Origin of the sequence: Pseudoclavibacter helvolus (genome assembly GCF_049707175.1) — a bacterium.
Lineage (GTDB): Bacteria > Actinomycetota > Actinomycetes > Actinomycetales > Microbacteriaceae > Pseudoclavibacter > Pseudoclavibacter helvolus_A.
Genome location: NZ_JBNAFM010000001.1, coordinates 261,830 through 278,995, shown reverse-complemented (window position 1 = coordinate 278,995; position 17,166 = coordinate 261,830). Strand labels below are relative to the sequence as shown.

The following is a 17,166-nucleotide window of genomic DNA, read 5'->3' as shown; positions in this document are numbered from 1 at the left end:
CGTCGACTACTCGGCACCGGCAGCATCCAGCACCGACTACTCGGCACCGGCAGCATCCAGCACCGACTACTCGGCACCGGCAGCATCCAGCACCGACTACTCGGCACCGGCGTCGTCAGGCTCCGACTATTCGGCCCCGGCGGCAACGAACTCCGACTACACGCCGCCTGCGTCGTCCGGGACCGATTACACGCCGCCCGCCGCATCCGGGACTGACTACACGCCGCCCGCCGCATCCGGCTCGGTGAGCTACACACCGCCGAGCGAGCCCGCGGCGACGCCCAGCGCAGCTCCCTACAGCCAGACACCGTCAGCCGGACCGTCGGCGGCAGCAGGCGCACCCGCGTACGGCGCACCGCAGGCTCAGGGGCAGCAGCAGGGCTACGGTGCTGCGCAGGGGTACGCCACTCCCGGCTACCCGGCCCAGACCTCCTCGCCGAAGCGCACGCTCAGCATCGTCGCGCTGTCGCTTGGTGGCGTCGGCGTGCTCCTCGGCTTGCTCGGGCAGTTCTACCTCGGGCTCCCGCTCGGTGTCGCGGGCCTCATTTGCGCGATCATGGCGAAGAAGCGCGAGCCGCAGGCTGGCGGAATCCGCGTTGCCGGATTCTGGGTATCGATCGCCTCCATCGTCATCTCGGCGGTGATCGGCATCTTCGCCATCGTGGCCGCAGCGCTCTTCTTGGGCGAAATGTCGACGTACGGATACTGATCGCCAGCTGACAGTACTCAGAAGAGTGCGGGCGGAAGCATTCGCCCGCACTCTAAGCTGAATCAGCACCTGCAGCCTTGTCGACGACTGAGAAGGACACCATGTCTGACCCGAACGGCCCCCAGTACCCGCAGCAGCCCAACCAGGGCGGCCAGCCGCAGAACGGGCAAGCACCATTCAACCCGCAGCAGCCGGGTCAGGCTCAGTACGGCCAGGCTCCGTACGGCCAATCGCAGCCCCAGTACGGACAACAGTCTCAGTACGGCCAGCAGACGCAGCAGAACGACCAGCAGTTCGGCCAGCAGTCAGGAGGCTACGGCCAGCCGCAGCCCGGCTACGGCCAGGGCGACGCGGGGTACGGTCAGCAGCAGCCCGGCTACGCGGGTGGATACGGGCAGCAGCAGGCCGCCCCGTCCGCACAGCAGGCGCCGAGCCAGCACTCCTACGGCCAACAGCACGACCAGTACGGGCAGCCCAGCGGCCAGGCCCAGTACGGTGCGCCCCAGCTCGACCAGTACGGTCAGCAGCAGTACGGCGCGCCCCAGCAGGGGCAGTACGGAGCGACCCAGCAGGGTCAGTACGGTCAGCAGTACGGGATGCAGGGTTACGGGCAGCAGCCAAAGGCGCCGGCTCCGGTGCTCGGCATCATCGCGGTGGCGCTTGGCGCCCTCGCGCTTCTCCTGCTCTTGCTGCCCGGGTGGGCTTACATTGTCTCGCTCGTACTTGGCCTCGGCGCCCTCGGCCTGGGGATCGCCGGCCTCCGCGCGCCGAAGGGCCTCGGGCGAACGCTCGGCATTGTTGCGCTCGTGACCGGCGGCCTTGCCGTGCTCGTGGCGATCATCACGCTCATCGTCGTCCTGACCGTCTGAGCGTCCTAGCCGTCTCACCGTCTCACCGTCTCACCGCCCGGGCGGCCTCGCGTCGCGCGCGGCCGCCCGGGCGCTCAGCTCAACCGGTCGGCGAGCACGGCAACTCGCTTCTCGCCGACCCTGGTGAGAATCAGCACGGCTGACGCGTCGCCCTTGAGGGACAGCTTGCGCCGGAACTCGGCCGGGTCGATGTCGACCCCGCGCTTTTTGATCTCGAGCACGCCGATGCCGCGCCTGCGCAGTTCGCCCTTCAGCGTCGAGGCGTGGAGCGGCAGCACTTCGCGCACCGCGAAGGCGCTCGCGAACGGGGTCTCAGTGAAGCTGTCAGCGCTCATCCACGCGATGCTCGGCGCGATCATCGAGGCGTCGAGCGATCGCGCGAGGTCGCCAATCAGTCGGGCGCGGATGATCGCGGGGTCCGGCTCGTAGAGCACCGCGCTGAGCTCGCCCACCCCGGCGTCGCGCACCTCGTCATCGGTCGTGAGTTCGGCGGCACCCTTCGGGCCGATCACCAGCGCGGACCGGCGGATCGACGCCCTGGCCGCCCCGTGCATCCACACGGTCGCCTCGACGAGATCGCCGCCTGCGGAGACCCACTGGGTCTCGGCGTCTTCTGGCAGGTACGAGTGGTCGATGCCTGGGCCGAGCTTGATGCCCGTCGGTCGCGCACGTCCCGACGCAAAGACGAAGTCGAGGGAGGGGCTCCAGTCGGCCGGGTCGAAATGCCTTGCCGTCGTCCCACCGCGCGTCGAGCGCCTCGCCGGGTCGAACCAGAGAGCATCGAAGCCACCCAGGTCGACGTCTTCGGCCCGCCCGTGCCTGACCTGCGCATTGGGGAAGGGCGCCAAGTTGTGGGCCGCGACGGCGGCCGTGACCTCGTCGAGGTCGTAGGCGGTGACCTCAAGGCCCAGCGACGCAAACGCCATCGAGTCCGCGCCGATGCCACAGCCCAGGTCAGCGATGGTGACCGCGCCGGCTTGGCGGAACCTGTCGGCGTGATGCGCCGCTACTTGCAGGCGCGTCGCCTGCTGTAGCCCGGCGTCGGTGAAGAGCATCCGCTCGGCGAACGGCCCGAACTTGGCGGCCGCTCGCCGCCTGAGCTTCGCCTGGGACACGACCGCGGCCACGACCTCTGGAGCGCCGCCCGCCGCTCGAAGCCTCGACACGAGTGCGAGCGCATCCGCCGACGACTCGACGGCAGGAGCGTCGTCGAGCAGCGTCATCGCCTCGGGCGTGAGAAGGGCCAGGAGTTCGTCGCGCTGCACGCCACTACGCTACCGGCGTACGCTGCGGGGCGTCGCCGCGTTGCAGTTGCCGCCGCATCGCCCCTACACTCTGAGTTAGCACTCTCATGGGGAGGGTGCTAATTCTGAACTTCCTATCGCTGAGAAAGAGGTCAACCGTGTCGGTGAACATTCAGCCGCTCGAGGATCGCATCGTCATCAAGCAGGTCGAGGCCGAGCAGACCACGGCTTCGGGTCTTGTGATTCCGGACACCGCCAAGGAGAAGCCCCAGGAGGGCGAAGTTGTCGCAGTCGGCCCCGGCCGCATCGACGACAACGGCAACCGAGTGCCGCTCGACCTCGTGGTCGGCGACAAGGTCATCTACTCCAAGTACGGCGGAACCGAGGTCAAGTACGCCGGCGAAGAGCTCCTGGTGCTCTCCGCTCGCGACATCCTCGCGAAGATCGTCTAGTCTCCGCACTCCCGGAGACGGACTGACCCTCGGGTCACGTCCTCGCGCAATGGCGTCCACCCTCACGGGTGGGCGCCATTCGTGATCTCAGGGGTCCTCCGCAGGCGTACGATCGCGAGGTGACGGAATCTCCTCGGTCCGGCCTCTGGCTGGCGTTCAGCGCGTACACGCTCTGGGGGTTCATGCCCCTCTACGTCGTGGCGACCGCCCCGACGACGCCGGTCGAGCTCATCGCCTGGCGCATCATCCTCAGCGTCGTCTTCTGTCTCCTCGGCGTGCTTGTCATGCGCGCCTGGCGTCCGTTCCGCGAGCTCATCTCGAAGAAGCGGGTGGTGCTTGGGCTCGGCATTGCCGGCATCCTGGTCTCCGCGAACTGGCTGTTCTACGTGCAGGCCGTTGCGACCGGGCACACGCTGGACGCGGCCCTCGGCTACTTCCTCAACCCCATCGTCTCGGTGGCGCTCGGCCTCGTCTTCCTGCGCGAGCGCCTGCGCCCGCTGCAGTGGGTGGCGGTTGGCCTCTCGCTCGTCGCGGTGCTCGTGATCTCGCTGGGCTACGGCCGCATCCCGTGGCTCGGCCTCGGAGTGGCCATGACGTTCGGCCTGTACGGCCTCGTGAAGAAACGAGTCGGCGTCCAAGCGGATGCGCTGTCCGGCCTGGCCGTGGAGACCACCCTGATTCTGCCGATCGGGGCGCTGTGCCTTGTCTGGACGATCCTCTTCGGTGGAGGCATAACGTTCGGCACCGTGTCGGCGGTCAACACGGGCATCCTGCTCTTCGCTGGCGCCGTCACGAGCGTGCCGCTGCTGCTCTTCGCCGCGGCCGCGCGACGTCTGAGGCTCATCGAGCTCGGACTCATGCAGTACATCGCCCCGATCCTGCAGTTCGTGCTCGCTGTGGCGGTCTTCTCGGAGCCGATGCCGCTCGAGCGGTGGATCGGTTTCGCCATCGTCTGGGTCGCGCTCATCCTGTTCACGATCGACCTTGTGCGGACGGCTAGACTTGGCGCCAAGATTCCCTCGGTGGCGGACGAACTCGGTCCGCCCATGCGAGGTTGAGACTCGAAGGCTGAGGAGTCCGGGATCCCGGGAATGCGTCCGTGATCCTCGCTGTTCCACCACCACTGAGCTGTTTCCCGAACCACGAGGATGCCGCCGTTCGGCGCATCCCAGAGACCTCCTGGAGCGTAATGACCGAGTCGGACCCCTTTGGCTTCACCGGATTGACCTATGACGATGTGCTGCTGCTTCCCGGCCACACCGACGTCATCCCGTCGGAGGTCGACACGACGACGCAGCTGACGCGAGGCATCACCCTGCGCGTTCCGTTGGTCTCGGCGGCTATGGACACGGTCACCGAAGCCCGCATGGCGATCGCGATGGCACGGCAGGGCGGCATGGGCATCCTCCACCGGAACCTCTCGATCGACGACCAGGTCGAGATGGTCGATCGCGTCAAGCGCTCCGAGTCGGGCATGGTCACGAACCCGGTCACGACGACGCCGAACGCCACCGTGGCGGAGGTCGACGCGATCTGCGGCCAGTACCGCGTCTCGGGCCTTCCTGTCGTCGATGAGGTCTCCGGCAAGCTCGTCGGCATCATCTCCAACCGCGACATGCGCTTTGTCCCGGAATCGGAGAAGCGCACGACGCGCGTGCACGAGGTCATGACCGGAGAGGGGCTCATCACGGCCCCCGTCGGCATCTCGGGTGATGACGCCTACAAGCTCCTCGGGAAGCACCGCATCGAGAAGCTTCCCCTCATCGATGAGGATGGCAAGCTCGCCGGCCTCATCACGGTGAAGGACTTCGACAAGAGCGACAAGTACCCGAACGCGACCAAGGACGACTCGGGTCGCTTGCGCGTCGGCGCCGCCATCGGCTTCTTCGGCGATGGCTGGGAGCGCGCAGAGCGCCTCGTGGCCGCCGGCGTCGATGTGCTGGTGGTCGACACGGCCAACGGGCAGTCGGCGGGTGTGCTCGACATGATCCGCCGTCTCAAGAACGACCCGGTGCTTGGCCACGTGCAGGTCGTGGGCGGCAACGTCGCGACCCGTGAGGGTGCCCAGGCGCTCGTGGATGCGGGTGCCGACGCGGTCAAGGTTGGTGTCGGCCCAGGCTCCATCTGCACGACGCGCATCGTCGCGGGGGTCGGGGTGCCCCAGGTGACCGCCGTCTACGAGGCCTCGCTGGCGGCCAAGCCCGCGGGCGTCCCGGTGATCGCGGACGGTGGCCTGCAGTACTCGGGTGAGATCGCCAAGGCGCTCGTCGCCGGCGCGTCTGCCGTCATGGTCGGATCGCTCCTGGCGGGCACCGATGAGTCGCCTGGCGACCTGATCTTCGTCAACGGTAAGCAGTACAAGAGCTACCGCGGCATGGGCTCGCTCGGCGCCCTCCAGTCGCGCGGCGAGCGCACCTCGTACTCGAAGGACCGCTACTTCCAGGCGGACGTTCCGAGCGACGACGAGCTCATCGCGGAGGGCATCGAGGGCAAGGTCGCGTACCGCGGATCCATCCGCCAGTCGATCTTCCAGCTCACCGGCGGCCTCCGCCAGTCGATGTTCTACGTGGGCGCGCGCACTGTGCCCGAGCTCAAGGAGAAGGGCCGCTTCGTGCGCATCACGTCCGCAGGGCTCAAGGAGTCGCACCCGCACGACGTGCAGATGGTGTCGGAAGCTCCGAACTACCGTCGCTAGCCGTGGCGACGGCGCGGCTGGTCGGGGATCCTCGGCCGCCGCGCCGCAGCGACAAGTACGGGGGAGGGCTAGGCTAGGCAGGTGACTGAGATCGAGATCGGCCGCGCAAAGCGAGCCCGCCGCGTGTACTCCTTCGACGATGTGGCGATCGTGCCATCGCGGCGAACCCGTGACCCGGAGGACGTCTCCATCACCTGGAAGATCGACGCCTTCACGTTCGACATCCCGCTCATCGCGGCGCCGATGGACTCGGTCATGTCGCCGGAGACGGCGATCGGTTTCGGGAAGCTCGGTGGCCTCGGTGTGCTCGACCTCGAGGGGTTGTGGACTCGGTACGACGACCCGGCCCCGCTGCTCGCGCAGATTGCGGACCTGCCGGCAAAGCAGGCGACCGCGAAGCTGCAAGAGATCTACCGCGAGCCCGTGAAAGGCACGCTCATCAAGGAGCGTCTGCAGCAGATCCGCGAGGCAGGCGTGCCCGTCGCGGGTGCGCTCTCGCCGCAGCGCACGCAGCAGTTCATGAACGACGTGCTCGAAGCTGGCACCGACCTCTTCGTCATCCGCGGCACGACCGTCTCTGCTGAGCACGTCTCGCGCAATCAGGAGCCGCTGAACCTCAAGCAGTTCATCTACGAGCTCGACGTGCCCGTCATCGTCGGTGGGGCGGCGACCTACACGGCCGCGCTGCACCTCATGCGCACCGGCGCTGCTGGCGTGCTCGTCGGCTTCGGCGGGGGAGCGGCCTCGACCACGCGTCGGGTGCTCGGCATCCACGCGCCCATGGCGACGGCGATCGCTGACGTCGCTGGGGCTCGCCGCGACTACCTCGACGAGTCCGGCGGACGCTACGTGCACGTCATCGCAGATGGTGGCATCGGCACCTCGGGTGACCTCGTGAAGGCCATTGCCTCGGGTGCGGACGCGGTCATGATCGGAGCCGCGCTGGCGCGGGCGACGGATGCGCCGGGCCGCGGCTGGCACTGGGGCGCGGAAGCGCGTCACGAGAAGCTGCCGCGCGGCAATCGCGTGCAGGTCGGCCAGGTCGCGCCCATGGCGGAGATCGTCGCAGGTCCCGCGGACACCGCTGACGGCGTCTCGAACCTGACGGGCGCGCTTCGCCACTCGATGGCGACGACCGGGTACTCGGAGCTCAAGGAGTTCCAGCGCGCCGAGATGGTCGTCGCTCCCTACACGCCGACGGCCTAGGAACGCGTCGACCGCGTCGGCTGACGGCTCGGTCGGAGGTTGAGCGTTCAGAATTCCCCTACAAGCAGCAACTGAGAACGAGGAGCAGGTTATGGCGAACAGCGTCTCTCGAAGCGACAAGCTCGGCCCCCAGGAACGTGCGGCGGCGATCGAGTCGCTCAAGACCAAGAACCTCGACGTGCTCGTGGTCGGCGGCGGCGTCGTCGGGGCGGGTGCTGCGCTCGATGCGGTTACGCGTGGCCTCAGCGTCGGCATGGTCGAGGCACGCGACTTCGCGTCCGGCACCTCGAGCCGCTCGTCGAAGCTCATCCACGGCGGCATCCGCTACCTCGAGCAGATGAACTTCGGTCTCGTCCGCGAGGCGCTCCTCGAGCGTGGTTTGCTGCTGCAGCGTCTGGCTCCGCACCTCGTGAAGCCGATTCGCTTCCTCTACCCGCTGAAGAACCCGCTAGAGCGCTTCTATATCGGCACCGGCATGCTCATGTACGACCTCTTCGCGAAGACGGGCGAGGTGAAACCTGGCGTGCCGATGCACCGCCACTACTCGCGCAGCCAGGTCGCGAAGATGTCTCCTGGGCTCTCCAAGAACGCCTTCTCCGGCGGGCTCACCTACTACGACGCGGGTGTCGACGACGCACGCTTCGTCGCCGTCCTGGCGCGCACCGCCTCGTTCTACGGGGCGCACGTCGCGCCGAGGGTCCGCGTGGAAGGCTTCCTGAAGGTCGGCCAGCGGGTCGTCGGGGCGCAGGCGGTCGACGTCGAGACCGGTGAGCGGTTCGAGATCCGCGCCAAGCAGGTCGTCAACGCGACCGGAGTCTGGACCGACGACACCAACAAGATGGTCGGCGAACGGGCCTCCTTCAGGGTCCGGGCCTCCAAGGGCGTCCACCTCGTCGTGCCGAGGGACCGCTTCCAGTCGGCCTCCGGCCTGCTGCTGCGCACCGAGAAGAGCGTGCTCTTTGTCATCCCTAACGGGCGCCACTGGATCATCGGCACCACCGACACCGACTGGAAGCTCGACAAGGCGCATCCTGCCGCGACGGCCGCTGACATCGACTACATCCTCGGCCACGTCAACGAGGTGCTCGCGGTGAAGCTGACGCGCGCCGACGTCGAGGGCGTTTACGCGGGCCTGCGTCCCCTGCTCTCGGGTGAGTCCGACGAGACCTCGAAGCTGTCCCGTGAGCACATGGTCGCCCACTCCGTGCCCGGTCTTGTGCTGATCGCCGGAGGCAAGTACACGACGTACCGCATCATGGCCCAGGATGCCATCGACGCGGCGGCGGATGCGCTCGACGGCAAGATCCCCGCATCCACGACCAAGGACATCCCGCTGCTGGGCGCTGTCGGCTACAAGGCGGCCTGGAACCGTCGCGGCAAGATCGCGCGCGCCTTCGGCCTTCACCGCGTGCGCATCGAGCACCTGCTGAACCGCTATGGCACGCTCACCGACGAGATCCTCGACCTGATCCGTCAGGACCCGAAGCTCGCGGAGCCGATGCCGGGCGCTGACGACTATCTGCAGGCTGAGATCACCTACGCGGCGACCCACGAGGGCGCCCTGCACCTCGACGACGTGCTCGCCCGTCGCACGCGCATCTCGATCGAGGCCTGGGACCGCGGCATCTCCGCGGCACCCGTCGCTGCCCGACTCATGGCCGACGCCCTGGGCTGGGACGAGGAGCGCACCCAGCGCGAGATCGACACCTACGTCGAGCGCGTCGCGGCGGAGCTGGCGAGCCAGGAGCAGCCGGACGACGAGTCGGCGGACCGCATCCGCCTCGAGGCTCCCGACATCGATTCCGTGCTCGGCCACGCCGGGGACAACACGCCGTTCGGCACCGCGCCCGCGCTGCCGATGATTGAGGTCGACGAGACGGCAGACGTCGAGGCCGCCACGGTGAAGGCTGAGTCGAAGGACGCTCAGAAGTCGTAATGTCCGCAGCTGCCCGCGCCCAGCCCGCGCCTCCGTCGATGGGCCGAGTGCTTGTCCGCCCCAGATGGCTGGCGGTGCTCGCGCTCGCGCTCGTCATCGCGTCGATCTTCGCGTGGCTCGGGCGCTGGCAGCTGGAATCTGCGTTCCTGTCGCTCGAGCACGGGCAGAACGCGGCTCAAGACGCGCTCCAGCCACCGGTGGGCCTCGGTGAGCTGGCGCAGCCCCAGGAGCGTGTCGCGGACGCCGCCGTCGGTCGCCAGGTCACCTTCGAGGGCGTCGTGGATGCGCGTGACTTCGACGTCGTCGCGGATCGCCTGCAGGGCGAGCTGCTCGGGTACTGGGTGATCGGCCACGTGGGCGTCACGGACGACGAGGCTGGCGCATCCGCTTCTTCGACTGCAGCCCCCGGCCTTGCCGTCGCGGTCGGCTGGACCGAGGATGAGGCGTCGGCTCGTGAGCTGGCGAGTCAGCTGCAGGATGCGAGCGGCGGTGGGGAGCTCGAGCTCTCCGGGCGTCTCGAGTACGGCCAGGCGCCCCAGGTCAACCGAGGCGAGGACCCGCAGGCGCTCACGGCCATGGCGCCGACCCACCTCATCAACCGCTGGGCGGAGCCAGCGGCTGAGAACTACGGGGTGTACGTGAGCCTCGACGAGGCCTCGATGCAGGCCGTGCTCGGTTCGTCGGTCGGCGCAGAGGCCATTCAGGCCATCACGCCGCAGGCGCTCGAGGCACCGCAGCTGAACTGGCTAAACATCTTCTACGCCATTGAATGGGCGCTGTTCGCCGGGTTCGCCATCTTCATGTGGTGGCGCCTCGCGCGAGATGAGTTCGAGAAAGAGCGTCAAGCGGCCGCGCAGGCGCCGAGCGCGCTCGCCGAGCAGGCCAGACGCGACAGGCTCAAGGCGATGCTGGCCGAGCGAACGCGGGGCGAGGGCGTTCGCCTAGACTAGAGGCCATGCCTCACGACGCCCTCCTGAATGCCAACCCCGGTTTCCGACGGGCGCTCCGCTTCTACCAGGTGACGGCGTATGTGACCGGCATCCTGCTCCTGCTGCTGTGCGTCGAAATGTTCTTGAAGTACGCCTTTCACCTCGAAGTCGAGGCGTTCGGGCCCTTCGGATTCCTCGCGCTGGTGCAGGAGGGCACGACGACGGCCCTCAACCTGAGCCTCTGGGTCCTCATCGTGCACGGCTGGTTCTACGTCGTGTACCTCATCGCCTCGTACGTGCTGTGGCAGCAGATGCGCTGGCCGATCGTCTGGCTTCTCGCCATGGCCGCCGGCGGCGTGGTGCCCTTCCTCTCGTTCGTCACCGAGTGGTTCATGTCCCGACGCGCGAAGCGAGACCTCGTGCTGCGTGAAGAGCAGCGCCTCAAGGCCGACGGTGAGGAGCGCAAGCTTCGCGAGTTCGAGGCCAGCCTCAGCCCCGCCGAGCGCGAACAGTTAGAGAGCGACGTGCAGCAGTCGCTCGCCGAGCACGAACGCCGCACGAAGTAGCGCCGCACACCGACCATCCCAGCCGCACTCTCCGCACCATCCGAAAGGTGTCCATGGCAACCACCGACCCGCAGGCCACAGATCAGCGCCCAGTGCTCGTCGTCGACTTCGGCGCGCAGTACGCGCAGCTCATCGCACGCCGTGTCCGCGAGGCGAGCGTCTACTCGGAGATCGTGCCGCACACGATCTCCGCGGCAGAGGTCGCCGCGAAGAACCCAGTCGGCATCATCCTGTCGGGTGGACCCTCCAGCGTCTACGCCGAGGCGGCGCCGTCGCTCGACACCGGCATTCTTGATCTCGGCGTCCCGACGCTCGGCATCTGCTACGGGTTCCAGGTGATGGCGACGCAGCTCGGCGGTGAAGTCGCCAAGACGGGGCGTCGCGAGTACGGCTCGACTGCGGTGAAGCTCGAGGCGAGCGCATCGAGCCTGCTCGACGGGCAGCCGTCTGAGCAGACGGTGTGGATGAGCCACGGCGACTCCGTGGCCCGTGCGCCCGAGGGCTTCACGGTGCTGGCAAGCACGGAGGACACACCTGTCGCGGCGTTCCAGAACACCGATCGTGGCTTGTACGGCGTGCAGTGGCACCCCGAGGTGCTGCACTCCGAGCACGGCCAGGCGCTCCTGGAAGGCTTCCTGCACACGGCAGCCGGCATCCCGAGCGACTGGACTCCCGCATCCGTCATCGACGAGCAGGTCGCGCGCATCCGCGAGCAGATCGGCGACGCCAAGGTCATCTGCGGGCTCTCGGGCGGCGTCGACTCGGCGGTGGCCGCCGCGCTGGTCTACAAGGCTGTCGGCGACCAGCTGACCTGCGTCTTCGTCGACCATGGCCTGCTTCGGCAGGACGAGCGTCGCCAGGTCGAGGAGGACTTCGTCGACGCGATCGGCGTGCGCCTCGTGACGGTGGATGCGCGGGAGCAGTTCCTCACGGCGCTCGCGGGCATCACCGACCCGGAGACGAAGCGCAAGACGATCGGCCGCGAGTTCATCCGCAGCTTCGAGCAGGCCGAGGTTGACCTCATCAAGGAAGCGCAGGAGTCGGGGGAGCGCATCCGCTTCCTCGTGCAGGGCACGCTCTACCCGGACGTGGTCGAGTCGGGCGGCGGGACCGGAACCGCGAACATCAAGAGCCACCACAACGTCGGCGGCCTGCCCGAGGACATGCAGTTCGAGCTGGTCGAGCCGTTGCGCACCCTCTTCAAGGACGAGGTGCGCGCCGTCGGCCGTGAGCTTGGCGTTCCCGAGCCCATCGTCGCCCGCCAGCCGTTCCCGGGCCCCGGCCTCGGCATCCGCATCATCGGCGAGGTCACGCAGGCACGCCTCGACCTGCTCCGCGAGGCCGACGCGATCGTGCGACAGGAGCTGACGGCCGCCGGTCTCGACACCGAGATCTGGCAGTGCCCAGTGGTGTTGCTCGCCGACGTCCGCTCGGTTGGCGTGCAGGGCGACGGCCGGACCTACGGCCACCCGATCGTGCTGCGGCCCGTCTCGAGTGAAGACGCGATGACGGCCGACTGGACGCGACTGCCGTACGACCTGCTCGCTCGCATCTCGAACCGCATCACGAACGAGGTCGACGACGTGAACCGAGTGGTGCTCGACGTGACGTCAAAGCCGCCGGGAACCATCGAATGGGAGTAGCTCGCAACGCGGGCTGAGCCGAACGGGGATGCACTTTGTGCATCCCCGTTCGTGCATTCTGTGCCAACGGCGCTGAAATCTGCGCAGACTTCATCGGGGTACGGGAGGAGGCCTCGACGCCTCCTCTACTCGGCGTTCGGAGGGGTCGAAAGGTCCGGGCAAATGTCTCCGGGCATAAAGGCCTGGTTGCAGCGGGCAAACCTGAGAGATCGAAAACCCTTCGGTTTCGGCGGTCGGGATTCCGGATTTCCGGATGGCGGATTTCCGGGGCTCGGACGGACAAAAAGCGCTGTTTACGGCCGAAAACGCGGGTGGTGAAGCTCGCTGGGTGGTGGCATGGTTGGGGTGTTCCACGACTTGCAGCTTCCCCGTTTCCTCCCAGAGAGTTCGCGACATGGCACCACGAATCCCCGTTGATCCACTTCCTCAAATACCCGTCGAGACCGGCCTCATGCCGACACTGCCTCGTGAGGATGCGTCCACGGGACAGCTCGTCGATCACGAGTTGCTTCAGGATGCGGCCGCGCAGGTGCTCGACGTGAATCCTGAGCACGGCCTGTCGGTCGAGTACCAGGGCCAGTGGGTCTCGGTGATGCCGGGTGAGCACATCGAGATCGGCCGCGACGCCGACATCCGACTCGACGCGAACCCGTTCCTGCACCGCAAGCTGCTGCGCATCTCGGCCAAGGACGGTCTCTGGTTCGTGTCAAACATCGGCACGCGCATGACGCTGAGCGTCGTTGACGGCGCGGGACGCGTCCAGGCGCGCCTCATCCCTGGCGCACGGCTCCCCATCGTGTTCGAACGCACCAGCATCCACTTCTCGGCTGGCGAGCGTCAGTACGAAGTGAGGGTGCACGCCGCCTCACCCATCTACATGGACCTGCCCTCAGGCTCCGGCGCCGTGTCAGAAGGGGCGAGCCGCGAGCTGACGCACATCGCGCTCACGCCCGCGCAGCGGCTACTGCTCCTCGCCCTCTGCGAATCGGTGCTGCTTCGAGGGGAGCACGGGCTCGGGGACATCCCCACGAGCGCGCGCGCTGCGGAGCGGCTCGGGTGGACCGTCACGGCCTTCAACCGCAAGCTCGACAACGTGTGCGAGAAGCTCGACCGCATCGGCGTCGAGGGCCTTCGAGGAGGTGCGCGTTCGTACGCGACGAACCGCCGGGCGCGGCTCGTCGACTACGCGGTGCGCAACAAGCTCGTGAGCGAAGACGAGCTCTACCTGCTCGACGTGGACCACGAGGCTGACTTCGACGACCGTACGCTGCCGACCCGCCGCTAGGCGCCCTGCGCTGCAGGCTGCACGGCTGAGAGACATGAATGGCCGCTCCGAACGGAGCGGCCATTCATGTCTCGGGGTCTTGCGCTAGTTGTTGCCTCGCAGGATAGCGAGCACGCGGATGATCTCGACGTAGATGAACACCACGGTGGAGACGAGGCTGTACGCGCCGATCCAGCCGAACTTGCGGGGAGCGCCGCCCTCGACGCCGTTCTTGATGAGCTCGAAGTCCATGACCAGCATGTACGCACCCATGAGGACGGCGAAGATGCCGAGGATAACGCCGAGCGGGATGCCAAAGACCTCCATGGAGCGCATGCCCCACGGGCCAGCGGCGCTCTCGAAGCCGAACATCATCATGCCAAAGTTGATGAGCGAGAAGAGTGCGTAGCCGAGCATTGCGACAAGCACGATCTTGGTCATGCGGGGCGACGTGCGGACCTTGCCGAAGCGGAAGAGCACAAGCGTCACAGCAACCACGGAGAACGTCGCGAGCACGGCCTGCATGGCGATGCCCGGGTACATTCCCTCGAGGATCGAGGAAAGGCCACCGACGAGCAGGCCCTCGGCCGCGGCGAACGCGAAGATCAGACCCGTCTTCGGCTCACGCTGGAAGGCCAGCACGAGGGAGAGCACCAGCGCGCCAATGGCACCGATGATCATGAGCATGGGCACGAACCAGGCAACGGCAGCCGCGACGAGCACGATGCCGAAGAGACCAGCCGTCTTCGCGATGGTGTCCTCATAGGACATCCGGTCCATCTGGTCGGGGCTTGCCGGCGGTGCCTGGAACTGGGCGTTCAGCTGCTCAGCCGTGAGCGGTGCGGGAGGCTGCTGACCGTAGGAGGAAGCGGTGGGCGCCTGGCCGAACTGTTGGCCGTGCTGCCTGCGTGCCTCCCCGTTGAAGTAAGGGTTGCGTTCTAGCGCGGAATTCGCCATGGCTGTCCGTGAGTCCGTTCTGTCTTGAAGGTCGAGTCGCCCGTCTCGGACGGGTTTCCCGGGATTCTAGCGAATGAGTTCGTGAATTCAGCCTGGAGGTGTGCGCTCTCAGCGGACGCTCTTCGCCGAATGCGGCGTGCTCCGAGCTTCCCGGCCGGTGCCCAGCAGAAGTCGAGGGATGAGGAGGAACGCGCCGAGCACGATGGTCGCGACGATGATGAAGGCGACCTCGGCGGTGTCGCCGATCGCCAGGCGCAAGAGCATTCCTCCGCTCACCGTCACGACCCAGATGAACAGGCCAGACGGGAATGGACGCCACGGCTTCCAGCGGAAGAGCGTCACGAGCACCCACCCGAGGAGCAGCGCGATGACGAAAGGCCACCCCGTGGTGACGATGCCCGCAAGCGACACACCTTCGGAATGGCTCATGCGACCGATGATCGCGAACGCCACCACGAGCACGAGATCCAGTACGAGGGGCAGTGCACGACCGCCGCCAGCACGATAGACCGCACGAATTCGACGCATGACACCAACGGTACGCCGGGGTGCGGCAGACTACGCGCGTGAACGCGCCAACTCGCGCCACCTCGCCGATGCTCATCGGCCACCGTGGCGCCCCCGCTGACCTGCCTGAGCACACCACCGAGGGGTATCGCCTTGCGCTTCGGCAGGGGGCGGATGCGCTCGAGCCTGACGTTGTGCCCACCCGCGACGGCGTGCTGCTCGTCCGGCACGAGCCGATGCTCGGGGCGAGCACCGACATCGCCGACCGTGTCGAGATGTTCGGGGAAGCTCGCGAGCTCTCGACTCCGGAGGGGCCGGTGACGGACTGGTTCGCCCACGACTTCACCTGGGAGCAGCTGCGGTCGCTGCGCGCGGTCGAGCGCATCCCGAGCATCCGCCCATCCAACACTGTCTACGACGGCGCGTTTCCCCTGCTTCGTCTCCGCGAACTCGTCGAGCTGCTGGCCGACGAACGCACTCGAACGGGAGCGCGACCGAGGCTCGTGATCGAGCTCAAGCACGCGAGCTGGTTCCGCGACGTCGGCTTCGACCTGGCGGAGCTGCTCCACCTGGAACTGGCCGGCCTCTGGGGGTCGGGTGCGCTCGAAGGGCTCATCATCGAAAGCTTCGAGGGCGAGGTGCTGCGCGACGTGCGGCGGCGCGGCTTCGCTCGCGGCGCGCACCTGGTCTACCTCATCGACAGCGAGGGAGCTCCATACGACCGTATGGCCCGCGACGGGGCGGCCGCTCGCGACTACGCGAGCGACCTGAGCGATTCTGGACTGGATGCGGTAGCCCGCTGGGCTGACGGCATCAGCCTGAGCCACCTGCTGCTGGGGGTGACCGACAGCGCCAGCGCCGCGCATCCGCACGCAGGCCGCCTCCTGGTCAATCGCGCCCACGCGCGCGGCCTGGAGGTCTACACGTGGACACTCAGGCCCGAGGACGAGTTTCTGCCACCCGCGCTCGCGGGTGCGCCGGAGGAGTATTGGCGGGGTCTGCTGCGGACGGGCGTCGACGGCGTGTTCGCGGATGCGCCCGCGCGGGTCCGCGCGGTCATCGACCAGCGGACCTAGCGCTGATGGCACGTGCCGTCAGCGCAGCGCGAGCGACGCGTGGTCCCGGATGGGGGACCCTCGTCGCCCGCGCCGCTCCGTCGAGGGCCTGGCTCGCGGGGCGAGCTACGCGCGTGCGGACACCCGGTCGAGTGTCTTCAGTTCGTCCTCGCTGAGCTCGAGCGTGAATGCGTCGGTGATCAGCGGCAGCTGCTCGGCAGTGCGGGCGCTCGCGATCGGCGCGACGACGCCGGGCTGCGCGGCCAGCCAGGCGAGTGCGACCGTACCGGGCTGGGTGCCATGCGCCTCAGCGATGCCAGCGACCGCATCCACGATCGCGTAGCCGTGGTCGGTGCGGTACTGCTCGACCGAGCTTGCGCGAGCTGATTCGACTTCGGTGCCCTTGCGGTACTTGCCGGTCAGGAAGCCGTGCGCCAGGGCGAAGTACGGAACCACGCCGATACCGGCCTCGTGTGCCAGCGGAAGCAGCTCGCGCTCGATGCCGCGCTCGAGCAGGTTGTACTCCGGCTGCAGCGCGGCCGGCTTGTGGAGCCCGTGGCTTTCGACGGCCGAGAGCCACTCGCGGAGGCGTGCAGGGGAGTAGTTCGAGACGCCGATGGTCTTGATCTTGCCGGCATCGACGAGCTCGGAGAACACCCCGGCCGTCTCCGCGATGGGCGTCTCCGGGTCGTCCCGATGCGCGTAGTAGAGGTCGATCTGCTCGACGCCGAGCCGCTCGAGGCTGTCGTCGACCGCCGCGCGCACGTTCTCGGCGCTGAGCCCGGGACGCTTGGCGAACTGGGCGACCTTCGTCGCTACGACGAGCCCCTCTGGGCGACCGCGCGACCGAAGCCATTCGCCGATGATCGTCTCGGACTCCGCGCCGGAGTTGCCGGGGATCCAGGCCGAGTAGACATCTGCGGTGTCGATGAAATTGCCACCCGCCTCGACGTAGGCGTCGAGGATCGCGAACGAAGCATCGCGATCGGCGGTCCACCCGAAGACGTTGCCGCCGAGCGAGACCGGGGAGACGGAGAGCACCGGGCCGAGCGATCGGCGGGCGGGGGAGTGCTGCGTGGTCAAGGTGATTCCCTTCTGGCTGCCCCGAGATGTCGGTGGCCGCACCTACAATCA

16 protein-coding genes are annotated in these 17,166 nt (G+C 67.8%); 12 read left to right on the top strand and 4 right to left on the bottom strand.

Going from position 1 to position 17,166, the window contains the following annotated elements:
- Positions 1 to 709, top strand: a 709-nt coding sequence (locus tag ACPYN9_RS01520) for a hypothetical protein (RefSeq protein WP_424463298.1), incomplete at its 5' end; no start/stop codon positions are given.
- 101 nt (positions 710 to 810) lie between these two features.
- Positions 811 to 1,578: a hypothetical protein gene (locus tag ACPYN9_RS01515; protein WP_424463296.1), complete on the top strand. Its 768-nt coding sequence runs from the start codon at positions 811 to 813 to the stop codon at positions 1,576 to 1,578.
- 74 nt (positions 1,579 to 1,652) lie between these two features.
- On the opposite strand, the gene ACPYN9_RS01510 is transcribed toward ACPYN9_RS01515, so the two are convergent.
- Positions 1,653 to 2,843 carry a class I SAM-dependent methyltransferase gene (locus ACPYN9_RS01510; protein ID WP_424463295.1) on the bottom strand — a complete coding sequence of 397 codons (1,191 nt, stop codon included), beginning with the start codon at positions 2,841 to 2,843 and terminating at the stop codon, positions 1,653 to 1,655.
- A 137-nt stretch (positions 2,844 to 2,980) separates the two neighbouring features.
- On the opposite strand from ACPYN9_RS01510, the gene groES reads away from it, so the two are divergent.
- The 9 genes from groES to ACPYN9_RS01465 all read left to right on the top strand — a co-directional run bounded on the left by groES (position 2,981) and on the right by ACPYN9_RS01465 (position 13,534).
- On the top strand, positions 2,981 to 3,274 hold the full coding sequence (gene groES / locus ACPYN9_RS01505; RefSeq protein WP_424463293.1) for a co-chaperone GroES: 294 nt from the start codon (positions 2,981 to 2,983) through the stop codon (positions 3,272 to 3,274).
- 119 nt (positions 3,275 to 3,393) lie between these two features.
- The gene (gene rarD / locus ACPYN9_RS01500) at positions 3,394 to 4,332 is read left to right on the top strand and encodes an EamA family transporter RarD (RefSeq protein WP_424463292.1); all 939 of its coding nucleotides are present in this window, start codon (positions 3,394 to 3,396) and stop codon (positions 4,330 to 4,332) included.
- Positions 4,333 to 4,463: 131 nt separating this feature from the next.
- Positions 4,464 to 5,969, top strand: a complete 1,506-nt coding sequence (gene guaB, locus ACPYN9_RS01495; protein ID WP_424463290.1) for an IMP dehydrogenase — start codon at positions 4,464 to 4,466, stop codon at positions 5,967 to 5,969.
- Positions 5,970 to 6,050: 81 nt separating this feature from the next.
- The gene (locus tag ACPYN9_RS01490; protein ID WP_424463288.1) at positions 6,051 to 7,175 is read left to right on the top strand and encodes a GuaB3 family IMP dehydrogenase-related protein; all 1,125 of its coding nucleotides are present in this window, start codon (positions 6,051 to 6,053) and stop codon (positions 7,173 to 7,175) included.
- 91 nt (positions 7,176 to 7,266) lie between these two features.
- Positions 7,267 to 9,111, top strand: a complete 1,845-nt coding sequence (locus ACPYN9_RS01485) for a glycerol-3-phosphate dehydrogenase/oxidase (RefSeq protein ID WP_424463287.1) — start codon at positions 7,267 to 7,269, stop codon at positions 9,109 to 9,111.
- On the top strand, positions 9,111 to 10,061 hold the full coding sequence (locus tag ACPYN9_RS01480; protein ID WP_424463285.1) for an SURF1 family protein: 951 nt from the start codon (positions 9,111 to 9,113) through the stop codon (positions 10,059 to 10,061). Before ACPYN9_RS01485 ends, ACPYN9_RS01480 begins: the two co-directional genes overlap by 1 nt.
- 5 nt (positions 10,062 to 10,066) lie before the next feature.
- Entirely contained in the window at positions 10,067 to 10,606 is a 540-nt protein-coding gene (locus tag ACPYN9_RS01475) for a DUF3817 domain-containing protein (RefSeq protein ID WP_424463283.1), read from the top strand.
- A gap of 53 nt (positions 10,607 to 10,659) precedes the next feature.
- Positions 10,660 to 12,249, top strand: a complete 1,590-nt coding sequence (gene guaA / locus ACPYN9_RS01470) for a glutamine-hydrolyzing GMP synthase (protein WP_424463281.1) — start codon at positions 10,660 to 10,662, stop codon at positions 12,247 to 12,249.
- Between the two features lie 394 nt (positions 12,250 to 12,643).
- Positions 12,644 to 13,534, top strand: coding sequence for a hypothetical protein (locus ACPYN9_RS01465; protein WP_424463279.1), 891 nt, complete (start codon positions 12,644 to 12,646; stop codon positions 13,532 to 13,534).
- Positions 13,535 to 13,618: 84 nt separating this feature from the next.
- Here the strand turns inward: ACPYN9_RS01465 and ACPYN9_RS01460 are convergent, their stop codons facing one another.
- On the bottom strand, positions 13,619 to 14,470 hold the full coding sequence (locus ACPYN9_RS01460; protein WP_424463277.1) for a Bax inhibitor-1/YccA family protein: 852 nt from the start codon (positions 14,468 to 14,470) through the stop codon (positions 13,619 to 13,621).
- Positions 14,471 to 14,578: 108 nt separating this feature from the next.
- Positions 14,579 to 14,998, bottom strand: a complete 420-nt coding sequence (locus tag ACPYN9_RS01455) for a DUF3054 domain-containing protein (protein WP_424463275.1) — start codon at positions 14,996 to 14,998, stop codon at positions 14,579 to 14,581.
- Positions 14,999 to 15,036: 38 nt separating this feature from the next.
- On the opposite strand from ACPYN9_RS01455, the gene ACPYN9_RS01450 reads away from it, so the two are divergent.
- The gene (locus ACPYN9_RS01450) at positions 15,037 to 16,053 is read left to right on the top strand and encodes a glycerophosphodiester phosphodiesterase family protein (RefSeq protein ID WP_424463274.1); all 1,017 of its coding nucleotides are present in this window, start codon (positions 15,037 to 15,039) and stop codon (positions 16,051 to 16,053) included.
- Positions 16,054 to 16,158: 105 nt separating this feature from the next.
- Here the strand turns inward: ACPYN9_RS01450 and ACPYN9_RS01445 are convergent, their stop codons facing one another.
- Positions 16,159 to 17,115 carry an aldo/keto reductase gene (locus ACPYN9_RS01445; RefSeq protein ID WP_424463272.1) on the bottom strand — a complete coding sequence of 319 codons (957 nt, stop codon included), beginning with the start codon at positions 17,113 to 17,115 and terminating at the stop codon, positions 16,159 to 16,161.
- Positions 17,116 to 17,166 lie beyond the last annotated feature (51 nt).